The sequence below is a fragment of the Microbulbifer flavimaris genome (genome assembly GCF_001641755.2).
In the GTDB taxonomy this organism is placed as follows: domain Bacteria; phylum Pseudomonadota; class Gammaproteobacteria; order Pseudomonadales; family Cellvibrionaceae; genus Microbulbifer; species Microbulbifer flavimaris.
Window position 1 is genome coordinate 614,287 of record NZ_LRFG02000002.1, and the last position, 15,760, is coordinate 630,046.

16 protein-coding genes and 1 other RNA gene are annotated in these 15,760 nt (G+C 61.4%); 11 read left to right on the plus strand and 6 right to left on the minus strand.

The genetic code is table 11. The features are described 5' to 3' along the window. Window positions 1-6: 6 nt before the first annotated feature. Window positions 7-1,335 carry a Xaa-Pro aminopeptidase gene (gene pepP / locus AWR36_RS07485; RefSeq protein WP_067083263.1) on the minus strand — a complete coding sequence of 443 codons (1,329 nt, stop codon included), beginning with the start codon at window positions 1,333-1,335 and terminating at the stop codon, window positions 7-9. Continuing rightward, entirely contained in the window at window positions 1,335-1,895 is a 561-nt protein-coding gene (locus AWR36_RS07490) for a UPF0149 family protein (RefSeq protein WP_067083266.1), read from the minus strand. Before AWR36_RS07490 ends, pepP begins: the two co-directional genes overlap by 1 nt. Before the next feature lie 308 nt (window positions 1,896-2,203). Here AWR36_RS07490 and AWR36_RS07495 point away from each other — a divergent pair, with 308 nt between their 5' ends. The 4 genes from AWR36_RS07495 to AWR36_RS07510 all read left to right on the plus strand — a co-directional run bounded on the left by AWR36_RS07495 (window position 2,204) and on the right by AWR36_RS07510 (window position 3,686). After that, window positions 2,204-2,407 carry a TIGR02449 family protein gene (locus AWR36_RS07495; RefSeq protein WP_067083268.1) on the plus strand — a complete coding sequence of 68 codons (204 nt, stop codon included), beginning with the start codon at window positions 2,204-2,206 and terminating at the stop codon, window positions 2,405-2,407. Continuing rightward, on the plus strand, window positions 2,407-2,727 hold the full coding sequence (locus AWR36_RS07500) for a cell division protein ZapA (RefSeq protein ID WP_067083270.1): 321 nt from the start codon (window positions 2,407-2,409) through the stop codon (window positions 2,725-2,727). Before AWR36_RS07495 ends, AWR36_RS07500 begins: the two co-directional genes overlap by 1 nt. An 88-nt stretch (window positions 2,728-2,815) precedes the next feature. Beyond that, a non-coding RNA gene (gene ssrS, locus AWR36_RS07505) (6S RNA) lies at window positions 2,816-2,995 on the plus strand. A gap of 58 nt (window positions 2,996-3,053) precedes the next feature. Then, complete coding sequence (locus AWR36_RS07510; protein ID WP_231745279.1) at window positions 3,054-3,686, plus strand: 5-formyltetrahydrofolate cyclo-ligase; 633 nt, start codon at window positions 3,054-3,056, stop codon at window positions 3,684-3,686. A 95-nt stretch (window positions 3,687-3,781) separates the two neighbouring features. Here the strand turns inward: AWR36_RS07510 and AWR36_RS16200 are convergent, their stop codons facing one another. Further along, window positions 3,782-3,922, minus strand: a complete 141-nt coding sequence (locus tag AWR36_RS16200) for a hypothetical protein (protein ID WP_176491096.1) — start codon at window positions 3,920-3,922, stop codon at window positions 3,782-3,784. Between the two features lie 254 nt (window positions 3,923-4,176). Next, window positions 4,177-5,691, minus strand: a complete 1,515-nt coding sequence (ilvA, locus tag AWR36_RS07515; protein ID WP_067083272.1) for a threonine ammonia-lyase, biosynthetic — start codon at window positions 5,689-5,691, stop codon at window positions 4,177-4,179. 184 nt (window positions 5,692-5,875) lie between these two features. Here ilvA and rpiA point away from each other — a divergent pair, with 184 nt between their 5' ends. The 3 genes from rpiA to AWR36_RS07530 all read left to right on the plus strand — a co-directional run bounded on the left by rpiA (window position 5,876) and on the right by AWR36_RS07530 (window position 7,823). Further along, entirely contained in the window at window positions 5,876-6,550 is a 675-nt protein-coding gene (gene rpiA, locus AWR36_RS07520) for a ribose-5-phosphate isomerase RpiA (RefSeq protein WP_067083275.1), read from the plus strand. A gap of 74 nt (window positions 6,551-6,624) precedes the next feature. After that, on the plus strand, window positions 6,625-7,257 hold the full coding sequence (locus tag AWR36_RS07525; protein WP_067083277.1) for a transglycosylase SLT domain-containing protein: 633 nt from the start codon (window positions 6,625-6,627) through the stop codon (window positions 7,255-7,257). A 191-nt stretch (window positions 7,258-7,448) separates the two neighbouring features. After that, window positions 7,449-7,823: a DUF4168 domain-containing protein gene (locus AWR36_RS07530; protein ID WP_067083280.1), complete on the plus strand. Its 375-nt coding sequence runs from the start codon at window positions 7,449-7,451 to the stop codon at window positions 7,821-7,823. 74 nt (window positions 7,824-7,897) lie between these two features. Here the strand turns inward: AWR36_RS07530 and AWR36_RS07535 are convergent, their stop codons facing one another. Then, a complete protein-coding gene (locus AWR36_RS07535) occupies window positions 7,898-8,209 on the minus strand; it encodes a helix-turn-helix domain-containing protein (protein ID WP_067083282.1) in 312 nt (103 codons plus the stop codon). 163 nt (window positions 8,210-8,372) lie between these two features. On the opposite strand from AWR36_RS07535, the gene AWR36_RS07540 reads away from it, so the two are divergent. Continuing rightward, a complete protein-coding gene (locus tag AWR36_RS07540) occupies window positions 8,373-9,407 on the plus strand; it encodes an AraC family transcriptional regulator (protein WP_067104615.1) in 1,035 nt (344 codons plus the stop codon). Window positions 9,408-9,489: 82 nt separating this feature from the next. On the opposite strand, the gene AWR36_RS07545 is transcribed toward AWR36_RS07540, so the two are convergent. Next, the gene (locus AWR36_RS07545) at window positions 9,490-10,704 is read right to left on the minus strand and encodes an OmpA family protein (protein ID WP_067083285.1); all 1,215 of its coding nucleotides are present in this window, start codon (window positions 10,702-10,704) and stop codon (window positions 9,490-9,492) included. A gap of 262 nt (window positions 10,705-10,966) precedes the next feature. Here AWR36_RS07545 and AWR36_RS07550 point away from each other — a divergent pair, with 262 nt between their 5' ends. From AWR36_RS07550 to AWR36_RS07560, 3 genes are all read left to right on the plus strand, one after another. Then, the gene (locus AWR36_RS07550) at window positions 10,967-12,175 is read left to right on the plus strand and encodes an acetyl-CoA C-acetyltransferase (RefSeq protein ID WP_067083288.1); all 1,209 of its coding nucleotides are present in this window, start codon (window positions 10,967-10,969) and stop codon (window positions 12,173-12,175) included. A 15-nt stretch (window positions 12,176-12,190) separates the two neighbouring features. After that, window positions 12,191-14,350 carry a 3-hydroxyacyl-CoA dehydrogenase NAD-binding domain-containing protein gene (locus AWR36_RS07555; RefSeq protein WP_067083289.1) on the plus strand — a complete coding sequence of 720 codons (2,160 nt, stop codon included), beginning with the start codon at window positions 12,191-12,193 and terminating at the stop codon, window positions 14,348-14,350. A gap of 63 nt (window positions 14,351-14,413) precedes the next feature. Next, window positions 14,414-15,562: an acyl-CoA dehydrogenase family protein gene (locus tag AWR36_RS07560; protein ID WP_067083292.1), complete on the plus strand. Its 1,149-nt coding sequence runs from the start codon at window positions 14,414-14,416 to the stop codon at window positions 15,560-15,562. Window positions 15,563-15,760: the final 198 nt, after the last annotated feature.

The window sequence follows — 15,760 nt, forward strand, 5'->3', positions numbered from 1 at the left end:
CTGACTTCACCAAAGTGCCTCCTGAAACTCCCCCTGCCCCATGGCGTGCTCGATATCCGCCACCGTTTTCGGCGCCGCTGCCGATAGCACCCGCGCGCCGTCTTTGAGCAGGGCGACGTCGTCCTCGATACGGATGCCGATACCGCGGAACTGCTCCGGCACATCGGCATTCACCGGAATGTACAGCCCGGGCTCGATCGTCATCACCATACCCGGCTCCAGTTGTCGCCACTGCCCGTGCACGCGGTAATCCCCCACGTCGTGGACATCCATACCGAGCCAGTGCCCGGCCCGGTGCATATAGAACTGACGGTAAGCCCCCGACTGCATCAGCTCGCCCGGGTCGCCCCTGAGCAAACCCAGATCCACCAGCCCGCGGGTAATCACCTCGACACTGGCCATGTGGGGCTGGTCCCAGTGGTTGCCGCTGCGGACCTCTTCAATGGCCGCCAGCTGTGCCGCCAGCACCACCTCGTACAGGGCCCGCTGCGCGCCGCTGAAACGACCGTTTACCGGATAAGTGCGCGTGACATCGGCGGCGTAGCCGCGATATTCACAACCCGCATCCACCAGCACCAGGTCACCATTTTTCAATGCCATGTGATTGCTGCAGTAATGCATCACCAGCCCGTTGGTGCCACCGCCGACAATCGAGGGGTAGGCGGGCTCACGCGCGCCGGCGTCGGCGAAGGCATGGAGAATTTCGGCCTCGAGCTGGTACTCAAAAATTCCCGGGCGGCAACGGCCCATCGCGCGCCGGTGTGCCTCTGCGGTAATTTCCGCGGCCCGGGTCATCAAGCGAATTTCTGCGGCACTCTTGAACAGGCGTAACTCGTGCAGCAGGTGATCGAGATCCACCATCTCCGGCGCCCCGCCACTGGAGGGCGCCTGCTCGATCCCGCGCAAATAGCCCTGCAGTCGGCGATCCAGTTGCGGGAAGCGCCCCATGGTGAAGTAAATCCGCTCGCGGCCCTCCAGCAGCCCCGGCAGAATGTCATCGAGGTCGCCAATGGGAAAGGCATCGCAGAAACCGCATTCATCGGCGGCCCGTTCGGGACCGAGACGCGGGCCATCCCACAGCTCCTTCTCCGCATTGCGCTCGCGACAGAAAAGTATTTCCTCGCCGGATGCACGCCCGGGTGCGAGCACCAGCAGCGCCTCCGGCTCACGGAATCCGGTCAGGTAAAGGAAGTCGCTGTCCTGGCGAAAGGGGAAATAGGTATCACGGGAGCGCAGCTGCTCCCGCGCCGCTGGCACGATGGCGAGACTCCCCTCCGGCAGGCTCGCGATCAGCCGCGCACGGCGTCGTGCGTATTCCGCCTTGCCGATACCCATCAGTGCAGCGTGGCCCCTTTGCTGCCGCCAGCGGGCCGGGGCGCGGTCTCGGTAAAAATATTCATCACGGCCACGCGGAGGAACTCCTCAACTTGCAGCAGCTGGTTCTCCGTCTCTTCGCCCTCGGTAGCAGTATCGGCGTCCACCTGGCTGATCGCGCTGATATCATCCAGCGCCTCTTTGCTGGTGGGCGGCAGGTCTCCCTGAAAGCCGCCGACCCCGAAACCATGCAGGAAGCCCTGACACCACTGGGCCAGGGACAACGTGCGCTCGGTAATGCCGGTGTCCTCTGACAGCAGCAACTGGAAGTCGAAATTGCGATCCTCCAGCTGCGCCAGGCTTTCATCTGCGACCCGCTGAAACTCCGCGGACAAATCCGCGGGCACCGCATCCAGATCCAGTAGCTGGCCCAGCTCATCCTGCCAGCGCCCGCGATCGGGGCGGGCTCCTGCGGCTAGCACTCCACAGACGAAACCGTGTAGCTCACTGGGACTGGTATGCCCACCAGCGGCGAGGATTCCGTTGGCGAGTTTGTCGAATTCACTGAGGTTACTGGTCATCGTCACTGCCCGACTCTTGCTGAGACGCAAACACTGTACAGAGTTTGCGCAAACTGTCTTTTTCTGCCGCAATTACCCCGGATGTGGGCGCAAATGCGGCGCAGATAGGGAATGGGTGCACAAATTTGTGATTGGCCGCTCTGGCAGGGCAATTGACCCTCTCATGAGCCGGCAATATAGTAGCGGAATCCCTCGCAGTCTGTCGTGTTGCATGCATAAGTGGGTTGCTGACATCCAGCAGCCCTGGCGCCACGAAGTGCGGTGTCGGATCGGGACACCTCGAGGCGCAGTCAAAAAACGCAGGATTTATGGATAAGTTACAAGCGTTAGAAAGCACCGTGGAGTCGCTGATAACCCGCTGTCAGCAGCTGTCCGAGGACAACCGCGCGCTGCGCCAGCAGGAAGCCGACTGGCAGCGCGAGCGCCAGCGCCTGATTAAAAATAATGAAGTTGCCCGCACGCGGGTAGAAGCCATGATCAATCGCCTCAAGGGGCTAGCGCAAGATTCCTGATGGGTGACTCAGCCACAAAATCCGAAACCGTCACGGTCTCCATTCTCGACAAGGAGTACCGCGTGGCATGTGCAGACGACGAGCGCGCCGAACTCGAGGCCTCCGCACGCCTGCTGCATGAACGCATGACCCGAATCCGCGCCAGTGGCTCAGTGATCGGTCTCGAGCGTATCGCCGTCATGGCTGCACTCAACATCGCCCACGAACTCATCCAGGCCAAGGCAGAGTTGACCCGCGTTCCGCTGGAACAGGAAATGCTTGATCGCCTGCAGGACAAGGTCCAGTCCGCACTCTCCTCCATCGACACGGAAAAGGACTGACCAGCCGTCGAGTTGACAAACGGCGAAATCCTCGCGGGCTGAAAGCTGCGGCCTTAGCCTTTTAAAGGCATGAGGGTTATACTGCGTTTAAGCCCTGAGGTGTTGGCCAGTTGACAATGTCCTGAGCCGATACTTTTACCCTGGAGGTTTCCAGCGGATGTTGGTGTGCAAGTCCGCCATGCAGCGGAAAGCCTTATGCATTCCGGAGACCACCACCTTGAACTTAACGGTTCAAGGCTACGTCATCAGCCGCACGCTCGGGGTGTCCTAATTAAAGCGGTTCTTCCAATACAGAGAAAACACCGCAGCCGGGTTCCTCGCCAACCGTGTCAAAGATTACCGACCGCAGCGCCGACTTCCTCTCCGGCATTGATGCCTCCAGAATCGAAAGCAAGCCCCAGTTGAGGCGCCACATGCGCGCCGCCCGCAGGGCACTGGACGCCAATCAGCAGAGACTCGCTGGCCAGGCCATCGTCAACCGACTGAGTCACCACCCGACACTTCTGCGCGCCCGGCACATCGGCCTGTACTGGCCGATGGATGGCGAAGCGGACGTGCGCGGACTGGTGCAACGCTTTCCCGAAAAACGCTTCTACTTACCCGTCCTGCCCCACGCGCCGCACCCTCAGTTGCGCTTCGTGCGCTGGCACGGCCGGGCCCTGACCTATCGCAACCGCTACCATATTCCGGAGCCGGTGCGGGGCCACAGTCATCCGCCCGAGCAGCTCGACCTGGTGCTGATGCCCCTGGTGGCTTTTGACCCCAGCGGCGCCCGCCTGGGGATGGGGGCAGGCTTCTACGACCGCACCTTCGCCATACAGCACCTGCTGCCCGGGGCCGGCCCGCGCCTAGTGGGCATCGCCCACCAGCTGCAGTGCGTGCCCCGGTTGCCCACGGACAGCTGGGACATCCCGCTGCACGGCGTTGTCACGGAGAGTCACAGCTACCGCTGCCGCTAGACTCCACCGGCCGACAGGGAAACCCGCAGCCCAGATACAAAAAAGCCGAACGCTCGCGCGTTCGGCTTTTTTGCTTTGCGGTGGAGGCGTCGCGCTTAGCGCGTTACGACTCCCTGTTGCAGCGCTGCCGGGGGTTCCGCTTCCTCCGAGGAGAAAACCTCGGTGAGACCGGTACTGCTCAGCAGCACGCCCGCAACAAAGACAACCACAGCGATTGTCAGTGCATCGGGTTTCATGGGGACCATCCTGTAAGTAGGTATTGTTCTTTTGTTATGAGCATTTCACCCCGGGTTGGACTCCCGCTGACACGGAAGTTCCACAGCGGATGAAAATCTTGACCAACGGTGAAATAGTAACCGATTCTCGCTTAAATTTTGAGACACTTGTCTCATTTTTACTCACAATTATTCGACATCTGTGAATTGATGGTCTACCCGAGGGGTGTCCGGGGCCTTCCCGCCTGCCCCAACTGTCCTGGCTGCCCGACCAGTCAGCTGGCCAGAAAGAAGCTGTAGGCCGGGTTGTCGGTCTCGTCCCAGAAGGGGTAGTGCAACTGCTCCAGCAGGGTCCGCAGCGCCTCGCGCTCCTCCGACGGCACCTCCATCCCCACCAGCACGCGCCCATAGGCGGCCCCGTGGTTGCGGTAATGGAACAGGGTGATGTTCCATCGCCCCGCCAGCTGCTCGAGAAACTTGCGCAGCGCCCCGGGTCTCTCCGGGAATTCGAAGCGATAGACCACTTCATCGGCCAGTCCCGGCGCCCGACCGCCGACCAGGTGGCGAATATGGAGTTTTGCCATCTCATTGTCAGTCAGGTCCGTCACCCGATAACCGCCGTCGCTGAGGCGGCCCAGCAACTGGTGGCGATCGGCATCGGCGGCCACCTGCAGGCCAACGAAAATGTGTGCCTCGCCGCCATTGGCGTAGCGATAGTTGAACTCGGTAATAGCGCGGTCGCCGAGATCGCGACAGAACTGCAGATAGCTGCCCGGACGCTCTGGAATGGTCACCGCCAGCACCGCCTCCCGTTTCTCGCCGATTTCAGTGCGCTCACTGATATAGCGCAGGCGGTCGAAATTGGTGTTGGCACCGCTGCAGATGGTCGCGAGCGCCTGGTTACTGCCGCCCTGCTCCTGGATGTACTTCTTGAGACCCGCCAGCCCCACGGCCCCGGCCGGCTCGGCGATGGAGCGCGTGTCCTCGAAGATATCCTTGATGGCCGCGCAGACCTCATCGGTGGAGACTGTGATCACACCGTCCACGGTTTCCCGCAACACCCGAAAAGTCTCTTCACCAATCTGCGCAACCGCCACACCATCGGCGAAGAGCCCCACCTGCGGCAGACGCACGCGCTCACCCGATTCCAGCGCCACCTTGAGGCACGCGGCCTCCTCCGGCTCGACGGCAAAGACCTTCACCTCAGGGCGCACGTACTTGATATAGGCCGCCATACCGGCGGCCAGGCCGCCGCCACCAACCGGGATAAATACGGCATCCAGATGGCCGGGATGCTGGCGCAACAGCTCCATTCCCACCGTGCCCTGGCCCGCAATCACATCTGGATCATCGTAGGGGTGGACGAACACCAGACCGCGCTCTTCCACCAGCTGCCTGGCCAGCGCGGCCGCCTCGTCAAAGGTGTCGCCATGCAGCACCACCTCGGCGCCGCGCATGCGCACTGCATTGACCTTGATCTGCGGGGTGGTGGTGGGCATGACGATGGTGGCCCGTACCCCCAGCTGCGCCGCGCCCAGTGCCAGGCCCTGGGCATGGTTGCCCGCAGAGGCGGCTATCACCCCCTGGGCGCGCTGCTCCGCGGGCAGCTGCAACAACTTGTTGTAGGCACCGCGCACCTTGAATGAAAAGACCGGCTGCAGGTCCTCGCGCTTGAGCAGAATGCGATTGCCAAACCGGTGTGACAGCTGGCGCATTGGCTCCAGCGGGGTCTCGGTGGCGACATCGTAGATGCGCGCGTCTAAAATGCGCTTGATATAGGACTTGGGCATGGCGAAATTCAGCAGCCGTCTTTGTCAGATAGTGGTCGGTAGACAGGCACGGCCACAGACCCTGCCCGGGCTCGCCAGTCTAATCCTCCGCCAGCAGGATTGCCACCAAAAGGCTCAATCGGCGAGAGTTTTTCTCATCAAAAGCGCGATTTCCAAGAAAACATTGCACAGGACCAACAGCACCATGACCCAGGACGAACTGAAGCGCGCCACTGCACGCGCCGCGATCGACTATATCGCCCCCAAACTGGAGGCAGATGGCATCGTCGGCGTCGGCACCGGCTCCACCGCCAACTTCTTTATCGATATGTTGGCGGAGATCAAGGGGCGCTTTGACGGTACTGTGGCCAGTTCAGAGGCCTCCGCGGAGCGCCTCAAGTCCCATGGCATTCCGGTGTACGATCTCAATGCAGTGGATGGTATCCAGGTCTATGTCGATGGCGCAGACGAGGCCAATGCGGCGCTCGAGCTGATCAAGGGTGGTGGCGCCGCATTGACGCGGGAAAAAATCGTCGCCGCCTGCTCTGATGAATTCGTCTGTATCGCCGACGAGAGCAAGTGGGTACCCGTGCTGGGCACTTTTCCGCTGCCGGTGGAGGTCATCCCCATGGCCCGCTCGCTGGTGGCCCGGGAGATCGTCAAACTGGGTGGCGACCCGATCTACCGACAGGGTGTGACCACGGACAACGGCAATGTCATCCTCGACGTGCACAATCTGCATATTACCCAGCCCAGGGCCCTGGAAGAGGCAATCAACAACATCACCGGCGTCGTCACCAATGGCCTGTTCGCCCACCGCCCCGCAGACCTCCTGCTGCTGGGCACCGCCGCAGGAGTCAAGACCTTCACCGCCTCCTGAGGGCGCCCAGCCCGGGGGCAACGCCTGGCCAAGAGGGCCCATTCACAGACTGAGATTCGCCGGTAGCGAGAGACATGCAGCAAAACAATAACAATTGCCCGATCACAAGAGTGCTCCTGTTACTGCTGGCCGGCAGCCTGGCCGGCTGTGCCACCAGTCCGCCAAGCAACCCGGACGATATCTGCAGTATCTTCCGCGAGAAAAAGGGCTGGTACGGCGCAGCCAAGGATGCAGAGGAAAAGTGGGGGTCCCCGGTGGCTACCACCATGGCCTTCCTGCATCAGGAGTCGCGCTTTGTCCACGACGCCAAGCCGCCGCGGACCAGGATTTTGTGGATTTTCCCCGGCCCACGCCCGTCCGACGCCTACGGCTACTCCCAGGCCCTCGGCACGACCTGGCGCGGATACCAGCGCTCCACTTTCAATTACGGCGCCGACCGCGATGACTTCGACGACGCCATCGACTTTGTGGGCTGGTACAACAACACCAGTGCCCGCCAGTGCCGCATACGGCCTGACGATACCTATCACCTGTACCTGGCCTATCACGAGGGCCACGGCGGCTTTAATCGCCGCAGCTTCCGCAACAAGACCTGGCTCAAGCAGGTGGCCAGGAAAGTCTCCGCGCGATCACAGAAGTACCAGCGGCAACTGGCCAGTTGTGAAAGCAGTCTCACGCGGCGAAAAAAATTCCTGGGGATTTTCTGAGTCTCAGGAACTCATCGGCATAAGTGGCGCCCAATGACCCATTGGGGGCCTAAAAACTGTCTACCCTGACGGGACGAATCCCCACTTTTGCCCGGCAAAAGTCCGGCGTTTGCAGACCTGCCGCAGCGGGCACTCTCGCCATCCCCTAACTTCACCGAAGCCCAGCCAAAATGCTCCGAGGAGAGACGCCCATGAAAACCTCCCCTATTCTGTTCACGTTCCTGGCACTGCTGTTTGTGATTCCCCTGGCACAGGCCCAGGGCACCGCGCAGCCCGCTGCTCAGGCAGCGGCGAAATATACCCAGCCGCAACTGGAACAGTTTGCCAACGCCTACCGTTCAATCGTGATATTGAGCCAGGAGTACGCGCCTAAGCTGAAGGCCGCCGCGGACATCCAGGAGGCCGAGGCCATCAACCAGGAAGCGCAGGGCAAGATGGTCTCCGCGATTCAGGATGCGGGGCTGTCAAAAGAGGAGTACCAGCAGATCGCCACCAGCCTGAAATCAGACCCATCACTGGTAGAGCGGGTGAACCAGATCCTGCAGGAAAAGTCGGCGCAGGACTGACTATTCGGTTTCCGGGAAATATCGTATAGAAAAGCCGCGACTCCGGTCGCGGCTCCATGACGCTTCTACAGTCCTCACTCGAGGGTCACGTCCAGAACCTGGCAGATCTCTGCCAGGTGATCCCGCACCCAGTCCCGATCAAAAGACCCCCAGTCGTGCAGCGTGTAATAGCCGTCGTTGTTACGCACCCCCTCCTGCACGAACTCCACCTGCGTGCCATGCCCCGGCAGGCCTTTGGCAATAATGTCCTGCACCGTTCGCCGCGGCCAACCCGTCACCTCTTCCAGCGCGGGGTTGTTCGGCTTTGGCAAAGACTCGATCAGGTGGGCAATCAGCATTCTCCGGCAAATCGTCGGATTCAACTGGCTGGACAGTTCTGCGCTCATTCACGGCCTCTTGATATCGGTATCCGGATGCGGTCTTTGTACCACAGGGATGCCCCCTCCTCACCTCGCAGGCGCCAAACCTGACTTTCCCGCCCGCATTGCGCATAATCCCCTGACTCATCGGCACCAGCGCCGGGATGACAATAACAGCGAGGGCAACGTCGTGGATTCCGAAAACGCTACTGTCCCAGTAAAAGAACCGGGCATACTTGCCGCCGCCATCCGTGCCCAGTTGGCGGGAGCGGATGCCGCTGGCCTGGACAGCGGCCAGCTGTTGCGCGATGCGGGCATCGACCCGGCGGTGCTCGACCAGCCCGATGCCCGTCTCGGGCGCGAACAGGTAGCGCGGCTGCTGCGCCTCGAGTGGGATCTGCTCTCCGACGAATCCGGCGGTTTCCTCGCCCGCCCCTGGCTGCCCGGCACCTTCGCCATGATGGGCCACGCCTGTGTGAGCTGCCCCAACCTCCGCCGCGCCCTGCTGCGATCCAGCCGCTTCATCTCCATGGTCAGCGACGACCTGCAGATCAAATTGATCGAGGACGGAGAGGAAGCCCGGCTGATGATTCACCACGGCAACCAGAAGAACCTGCCCAACCAGATCTTTGTAGAGTCCCTGGCGGTTATCTGGCTGCGCTTCTTCAGCTGGCTGATCGATCGCACCATCCTGCTGGAACGCGTTCACCTGGCTTTCCCGCCGCCGGACTACAACGAGGACTACAGCGCAATGTTCCCGTGCCGGCACTACTTTCACCAGCAGGAAACCTGCCTGGTATTCAATACCCGTTACCTGCAAATGCCACTGGTGCGTGACGAGCAGCAACTGAGCGAATTCCTGGGCCGTGCGCCTGAGTGCCTGCTGACACAGTACAAGTCCGACAACAGCTTTACCGGTCGTATACGCCGCATGCTGATGGGGCAGCACGGGATCGAAAACCTCTCTCTCGATGATGTCGCCGAGCGACTGTTCACATCGCCGCAAACCCTGCGCCGCCGCCTGAAAGAAGAGGGCAACAGCTGGCAGGACATCAAGGATTCCGTGCGTCGGGATATGGCGGTTTACCAACTGAAAAAGCAGGAAACGGCGGTGGCCGAAATTGCCGAGCGGCTGGGCTTTTCCGAACCCAGCGCCTTCAACCGCGCTTTCAAGAAATGGACCGGCCTTGCCCCCGGCGCCTACCGGGAGAAATTCCGCGGCTGAGCGGATTCACCGCAGGAAGTTAACGTCGCCCAATAAAAAATCCCCGCCGTAGCGGGGATCTTTCATTCGCAGGCAATACTTTTTACTCGAAGGTCACCACCCGCACCGTGATTCTGCGGTTGCGCTGTTTGCCCTCGTCGGTGGCGTTATCGGCAACGGGTTTTGCCGAGCCCATCCCGGTAGCAGTAATGCGATTGCCATCGATACCCTTGTCAATCAGCATTTGCCGCACCACTTCCGCGCGCTGTTGAGACAGCGCCTGGTTGCGGATCTCGTCACCCTCGCTGGAGGTGTGCCCCTCGATCGCGACCGTCATACCGCTGCTCTCCTGCAGAATGCTCGCCAGCTCGTTGACGTCGGGAACCGATTCGCTGGTGGGTCGGGCGCTATCCTGGGCAAATTCAATCGTAAGGGGGAATTCCCGATTTGGGTCCCGGGCATCGCTCTTCAGGTAATCGCGGAAGCTACTGGCGAAACCGTCGCTGCTCGCCTGCCCCTCCATCCGGTCGCCACTCATGTCGCGGTCTTCACCGGTCATCACCTGTTTTTCCTCGAGTATCACTGCGCTGGGCTCCTCGTCATCCAGCGCCTCCCGCTTGGCACACATGTTCAATGCGTAGAGCGCGGCGAGCGCAATGAGAATTGGCCAGAACCATTTGGCAAAACCGGAACGGCCCGACTCCGCCTTTCTGACTTTCTGTGGACGGGGTTCCAGCGGCTCTGTGTGACCGTGGGTTTCCAGCGATGCACCCAGATTGCTGAAATCACTCACGCCGATTTCTTTCAGAAGGCCATCGGGAATCTTGTCCTTGATGTATTCCTTCTGACCGAACAGGAACGAGGCCAGGCCGCTGACATCGAGGTTCTTGCTCTTGACCAGTTTACCCAATAGTGACATCGCTACCGGCCCCAGCAGCTTCATCAGGCCACTACCGGTCTTGCCGTCCAGGTTGAGGGCGCCGGCGAGCAAGTCTACGGCGTTATTGGACTTGCCACCGAACAGCACGTCGAGGAGGCCCGCCCCCTTTTCCTGCAGATTGCTTACCCTGGCGGGATCCTGAAAAACATCAGAAATGGAAGAAAAGTCGAAGTCCTCGCTTTCCGTCACATGCTTGAAAACACTGGCCATTCCGGCCTTGCTGGTGGCCTTATTCAGCATGCCGGCAAGGAGGGTGGAACCACCGGTCCTGACTGCCTCCTGTTGCTGGTCCCCGGGCAACCCGATGGCGTTACCCAATGCCTCCAGCCCCTTGGAACCCAATTGGTTCAGGGCCATATCCAGGAAATTATCAGCCATGATGCAACCTCGTCGCTTAAAACCTCTAAACCACTTCCATCAGTGTAAGACAGGGTGGCAGCACACTTAGTCCTTATCTGAATAAGAAGCTCGTACACTGTTCCTCCAGGCTCTGCAGCGTCGCTCTATTGTTCTAACGGAGATTTACGCGCCGCAAGCGGATCCGGTGCCCCGGTGTCACCGGTGCTGTCGCCTTTGATCATTGCGGGGGGCACTCGCCCAGCTATGTTAGGGACACAAACAGAATAAAGAGGCTGCAACCATGACCCGAGAAGCGTTTATCTACGACGCGATCCGCACCCCACGCGGCAAGGGCAAACCCGGCGGTGCACTGTACGAGGTGAAGCCGGTTACCCTGCTATCCAGCCTGCTGCGGGAGCTGCAGAGCAGAAACCAGTTTGAAACCGCCACCGTCGACGACGTGGTAATGGGCTGCGTCACCCCGGTCGGTGACCAGGGTGCGGACATTGCCAAGACTGCCGCGCTGGCCGCCGGCTGGGACTGGGATAACGGCGGCGTGACTTTGAACCGTTTCTGCGCCTCCGGCGCCGAGGCGGTCAACCTGGCGGCGGCCAAGATCCGTTCCGGCTGGGAGGAGCTGATCGTTGCCGGTGGTGTGGAATCCATGTCCCGCGTACCGATGGGCAGCGACGGCGGCGCCTGGGCGGCGGATCCACGCACGGCGCTGGATACCGGCTTCGCCCCGCAGGGGATCGGTGCCGACCTGATTGCCACCCTGGCCGGTTTCAGCCGCGAGGATGTAGATGCCTTCGCACTTGCCTCCCAGCAAAAAGCCAGCGCCGCCTGGTCGCGCAACGCCTTTGAATGTTCGGTTGTCCCGGTGCGCGACCAGAACGGACTGCTGATTCTCGATCGGGACGAGTTGGTGCGCCCGGACACCTCCATGGAGGGCCTCGCACAGCTGAGGCCGGCCTTTGCCGGTATCGGCGAATTCGGCTTTGATGCCGTGGCCCGCCAGCGTTACCCGCAGGTGGAGCGTATTAATCACGTGCATACCGCCGGCAATTCTTCCGGCATCGTCGACGGCGCCGCCGCGCTGCTGGTAGGCAGTGAGGAAGCCGGTCAGCGCCTGAACCTGAAGCCCCGCGCGAGAGTCGTCTCTGCCGCCGTGGTGGGCACCGATCCCACCATCATGCTCACCGGCCCCGCACCGGCCACCCGCAAAGCCCTGAAGCTGGCGGGCCTCAGGGCCGAGGACATCGACCTGTTTGAGGTCAACGAGGCCTTTGCCGCGGTTGTCATGCGCTTCCAGCGGGAACTGGATGTGGATCCGGAGCGGATCAACGTCAACGGCGGCTCCATCGCCATGGGTCATCCCCTCGGCGCCACCGGCGCCATACTGATCGGCACCCTGCTGGACGAACTGGAACAGCGCCGGGACCGCTACGGGCTGGTGACGCTGTGCGTCGGCGGCGGTATGGGTGTGGCCACCATCATTGAACGGTTATAGGCGGGGGAAAAGAATATGAAATCCATTTGCATTGAAAAAGACAGTGACAATATCGTCCACCTGGTCCTCGACAATCCCAACGCTTCCGCCAACGTGATGGACGGCGACTTTACCGACTCCCTGCGTGAGGCGGTCAAGCAACTGCAGGGCGAGGACTACCGGGGCATTATCCTGCGCTCGGCCAAATCCACTTTCTTCGCCGGCGGCGATCTCAACGGTCTCTATGCGGCCAGGCGTGAGGATGCCGAGGCGTTTTTCCACGAATGCGAGGCGCTGAAGGCAGACCTGCGCTGGCTGGAAACCCAGGGCAAGCCCGTGGTGGCCGCCATCAACGGCGCCGCGCTCGGCGGTGGCTGGGAACTGGCCCTTTCCTGCCACCATCGCATCGCCCTCGACGACCGCAAGGTGAAAATCGGGTTACCGGAGGTGACCCTCGGCCTGCTGCCCGGCGGTGGTGGCTGTGTGCGCATGCCGCGACTGCTGGGCCTGCAAAACGCCCTGCCCTACCTGATGGAAGGCAAGCAGGTGAGCCCGCAGCAGGCCCTGGACGCAGGCCTGATTCACCAGCTGGCGGCCAGCCCGGAAGAGCTGCTCGACCACGCCCGCGCCTTTGTGCTGGCCAATAGCGAAAGCGACGATCCGGTCCTGCAACCCTGGGACCAGCGCGGTTATCGCATGCCCGGCGGCGATCCGCGCAATCCGAAAAATGCGCAACTGTTAGCAGCGGCCCCGGCGATGCTGGTTGAGAAAACCAGGGGCTGTTTCCCCGCGCCCGAGGCCATTCTCAGTGTGGCGGTGGAGGGTGCGCAGGTGGACTTCGAGACCGCCACCCGCATCGAGTCCCGCTACTTCGTCGAGCTGGCCTGCGGCCAGGTGGCCAAAAACATGATCGGCACCTTCTGGTTCGGCCTCAACGCCATCAAGGCCGGCGCCTCGCTGCCGGAATCGGTGCGCAACATGAAGACGGACCCGGTGAAAAGGATCGGCGTCCTCGGTGCGGGCATGATGGGAGCGGGGATCGCCTATGCCTGTGCCAGCAAGGGCGTCGAGGTGGTTCTCAAGGATGTGTCGATGGAAGCGGCGGAGAAGGGCAAGGGCTATACGGAGAAATCCCTGCAGAAGCGCCTCGCCCGCGGTCGTATGGACCAGGCGCGTATGGACGCGATACTCGGCCGCATCCAGCCCACGGATAAGGCAAGCGATCTCGACGGTTGCGAACTGGTAATCGAGGCGGTGTTCGAGGATCGCAAACTCAAAGCCAAAGTCACTGAAGAAACCGAGGCCGTACTGGCCGGGAGCGCCCTGTTTGCCTCCAACACCTCCACCCTGCCCATCACCGGGCTGGCGGAGGCGTCGAAAAGACCGGCGCAATTTATCGGTCTGCACTTCTTTTCCCCGGCGGAGAAAATGCCGCTGGTGGAAATCATCTGCGGGGACCAGACCAGTGAGGAAACCCTGGGCCGCGCTTATGCTTTTGTGCTGCAGATCGGCAAGACGCCCATTGTGGTCAACGACAGCCGTGGCTTTTTCACGTCGCGGGTTTTCGGTTGCTTCACCAACGAGGGTATCGCCATGCTCGGTGAGGGCGTGAACCCCGCCACCATTGAAAGCGCCGCCGCCCAGGCGGGCTTCCCTGTCGGACCGCTGGCGGTCAGCGACGAAGTGTCTCTCACCCTGATGAGCAAGATCCGCCAGCAGACCATTGCGGACCTCGAAGCCGAGGGCAAGAGTGCGCCCTCCCATCCGGCAGATAAGGTCATCGACCATATGCTGGAAGTGGGCCGCGCCGGCAAGGCTGCCGGGGGCGGCTTCTACAGCTACCCTGAGGACGGGCCAAAACACCTGTGGAAGGGGCTGGCAAGGGAATTCCCGTCGGAAGAGCAACCACCGTTTGAGGACGTGTGCGAACGACTGCTGTTTGCCATGGCCGTGGAGACCATCCGCTGCTACGAGGAAGGCGTGTTGCGCAGCGTGCGCGAGGCCAATATCGGTTCCATTTTCGGTATCGGTTTCCCACCATGGACCGGTGGTGCGCTGCAGTACGTCAACCAATATGGGCCGGCAGAATTCGCCGCACGCGCGCGGGAACTGGCCAGCCGCTACGGCGACCGCTTCAACCCTCCGGCGCTGCTGCGTCAGCTGGAGGAATCCGGCCAGCACCTTGCCGACGAATAAACACAAGATAACGGACAAAACCGGAGGGGCCGCACCGTGGCCCCGCAACTGTGGAGAACAGCGATGATCCCGAGAACCGTCTTCACCGAGGAGCACGAACAGTTCCGCGATACCGTGCGCAAGTTTCTGGAACATGAGGTTGCTCCCCACCATGCCCAGTGGGAAAAAGAGGGTCAGGTAGACCGCACCCTGTGGACCAAGGCTGGCGAGATGGGTTTTCTGTGTCCGCAGGCACCAGAGGCTTTCGGTGGCCTGGAACTGGACTTCGGCTACAACGCCATTGTCGACGAGGAGATTGGCCGCACCGGCTTCACCGGTATTGGCTGGGGCCTGCACTCCGATATCGCCGTGCCCTACATCGTCAACTACGGCACCGATGAACAGAAGGACAAATACCTGCGCCGCTGTATCAGCGGAGAGGTCGTCACCGCCATCGCCATGACTGAACCGGGTACCGGTTCCGACCTGCAGAGTGTACGCACCACCGCCGTGCGCAACGGCGATCACTATGTGCTGAACGGCTCCAAGACTTTCATTACCAACGGCCAGCATGCCGACCTGGTGATTGTGGTGGCCAAGACCGATCCCAACGCCGGTGCCGCCGGAGTGAGCCTGCTGCTGGTGGAAGCAGACAGCCCCGGATTCAAGAAAGGCACCAACCTGGACAAGGTGGGCATGAAAGCCCAGGACACCTCGGAGTTGTTCTTCGACGACGTGCGTGTACCGGCAGAGAACCTGCTTGGCGCCGAGGGCCAGGGCTTTATCTACCTGATGCAGGAATTGCCGCAGGAACGGCTCAGCGTCGCCATCAGCGCCATCGCCAACGCGGAGGCCGCCCTGGGCTGGACTGTGGATTATGTGAAAGAACGCAAGGCGTTCGGTCGCCCGGTTTCCAGCTTCCAGAATACCCAGTTCAAGCTGGCGGAGCTCTCCAGTGAATGCACGGCCATGCGTGTGTTTGTGGACCGCTGCCTGGAGCTGCACTATAGCAAGCAACTGGATGTGGCCACCGCCGCCAAAGCCAAACTGCTGGCCACAGATTTCCAGTGCAAACTGCTGGACGAGTGCGTACAGCTGCACGGTGGTTATGGCTACATGTGGGAATACCCCATCGCCCGCGCCTGGGCCGACGCCCGCGTGCAGCGCATTTACGCCGGCACCAACGAGATCATGAAGCTGATTATCTCGCGGGAAATGCTCAAAGACGGTTAATACCGTCCGCAGTGATCTAAAGGTGAAGACCAGGTTTCGCAATACACCAATGGATGCCGGCCTTCGCCGGCATGACGGGGTGATTGGTCGCACTTGCTGGCTATGGAGAAAAGCTTGGCGCTCAGCCAGGTCGTCGTCCCAGCGTAGGCCGGGACCCAGCGACACCCTGGCCGGCAACAGCGCTCTTCACTATCGGCA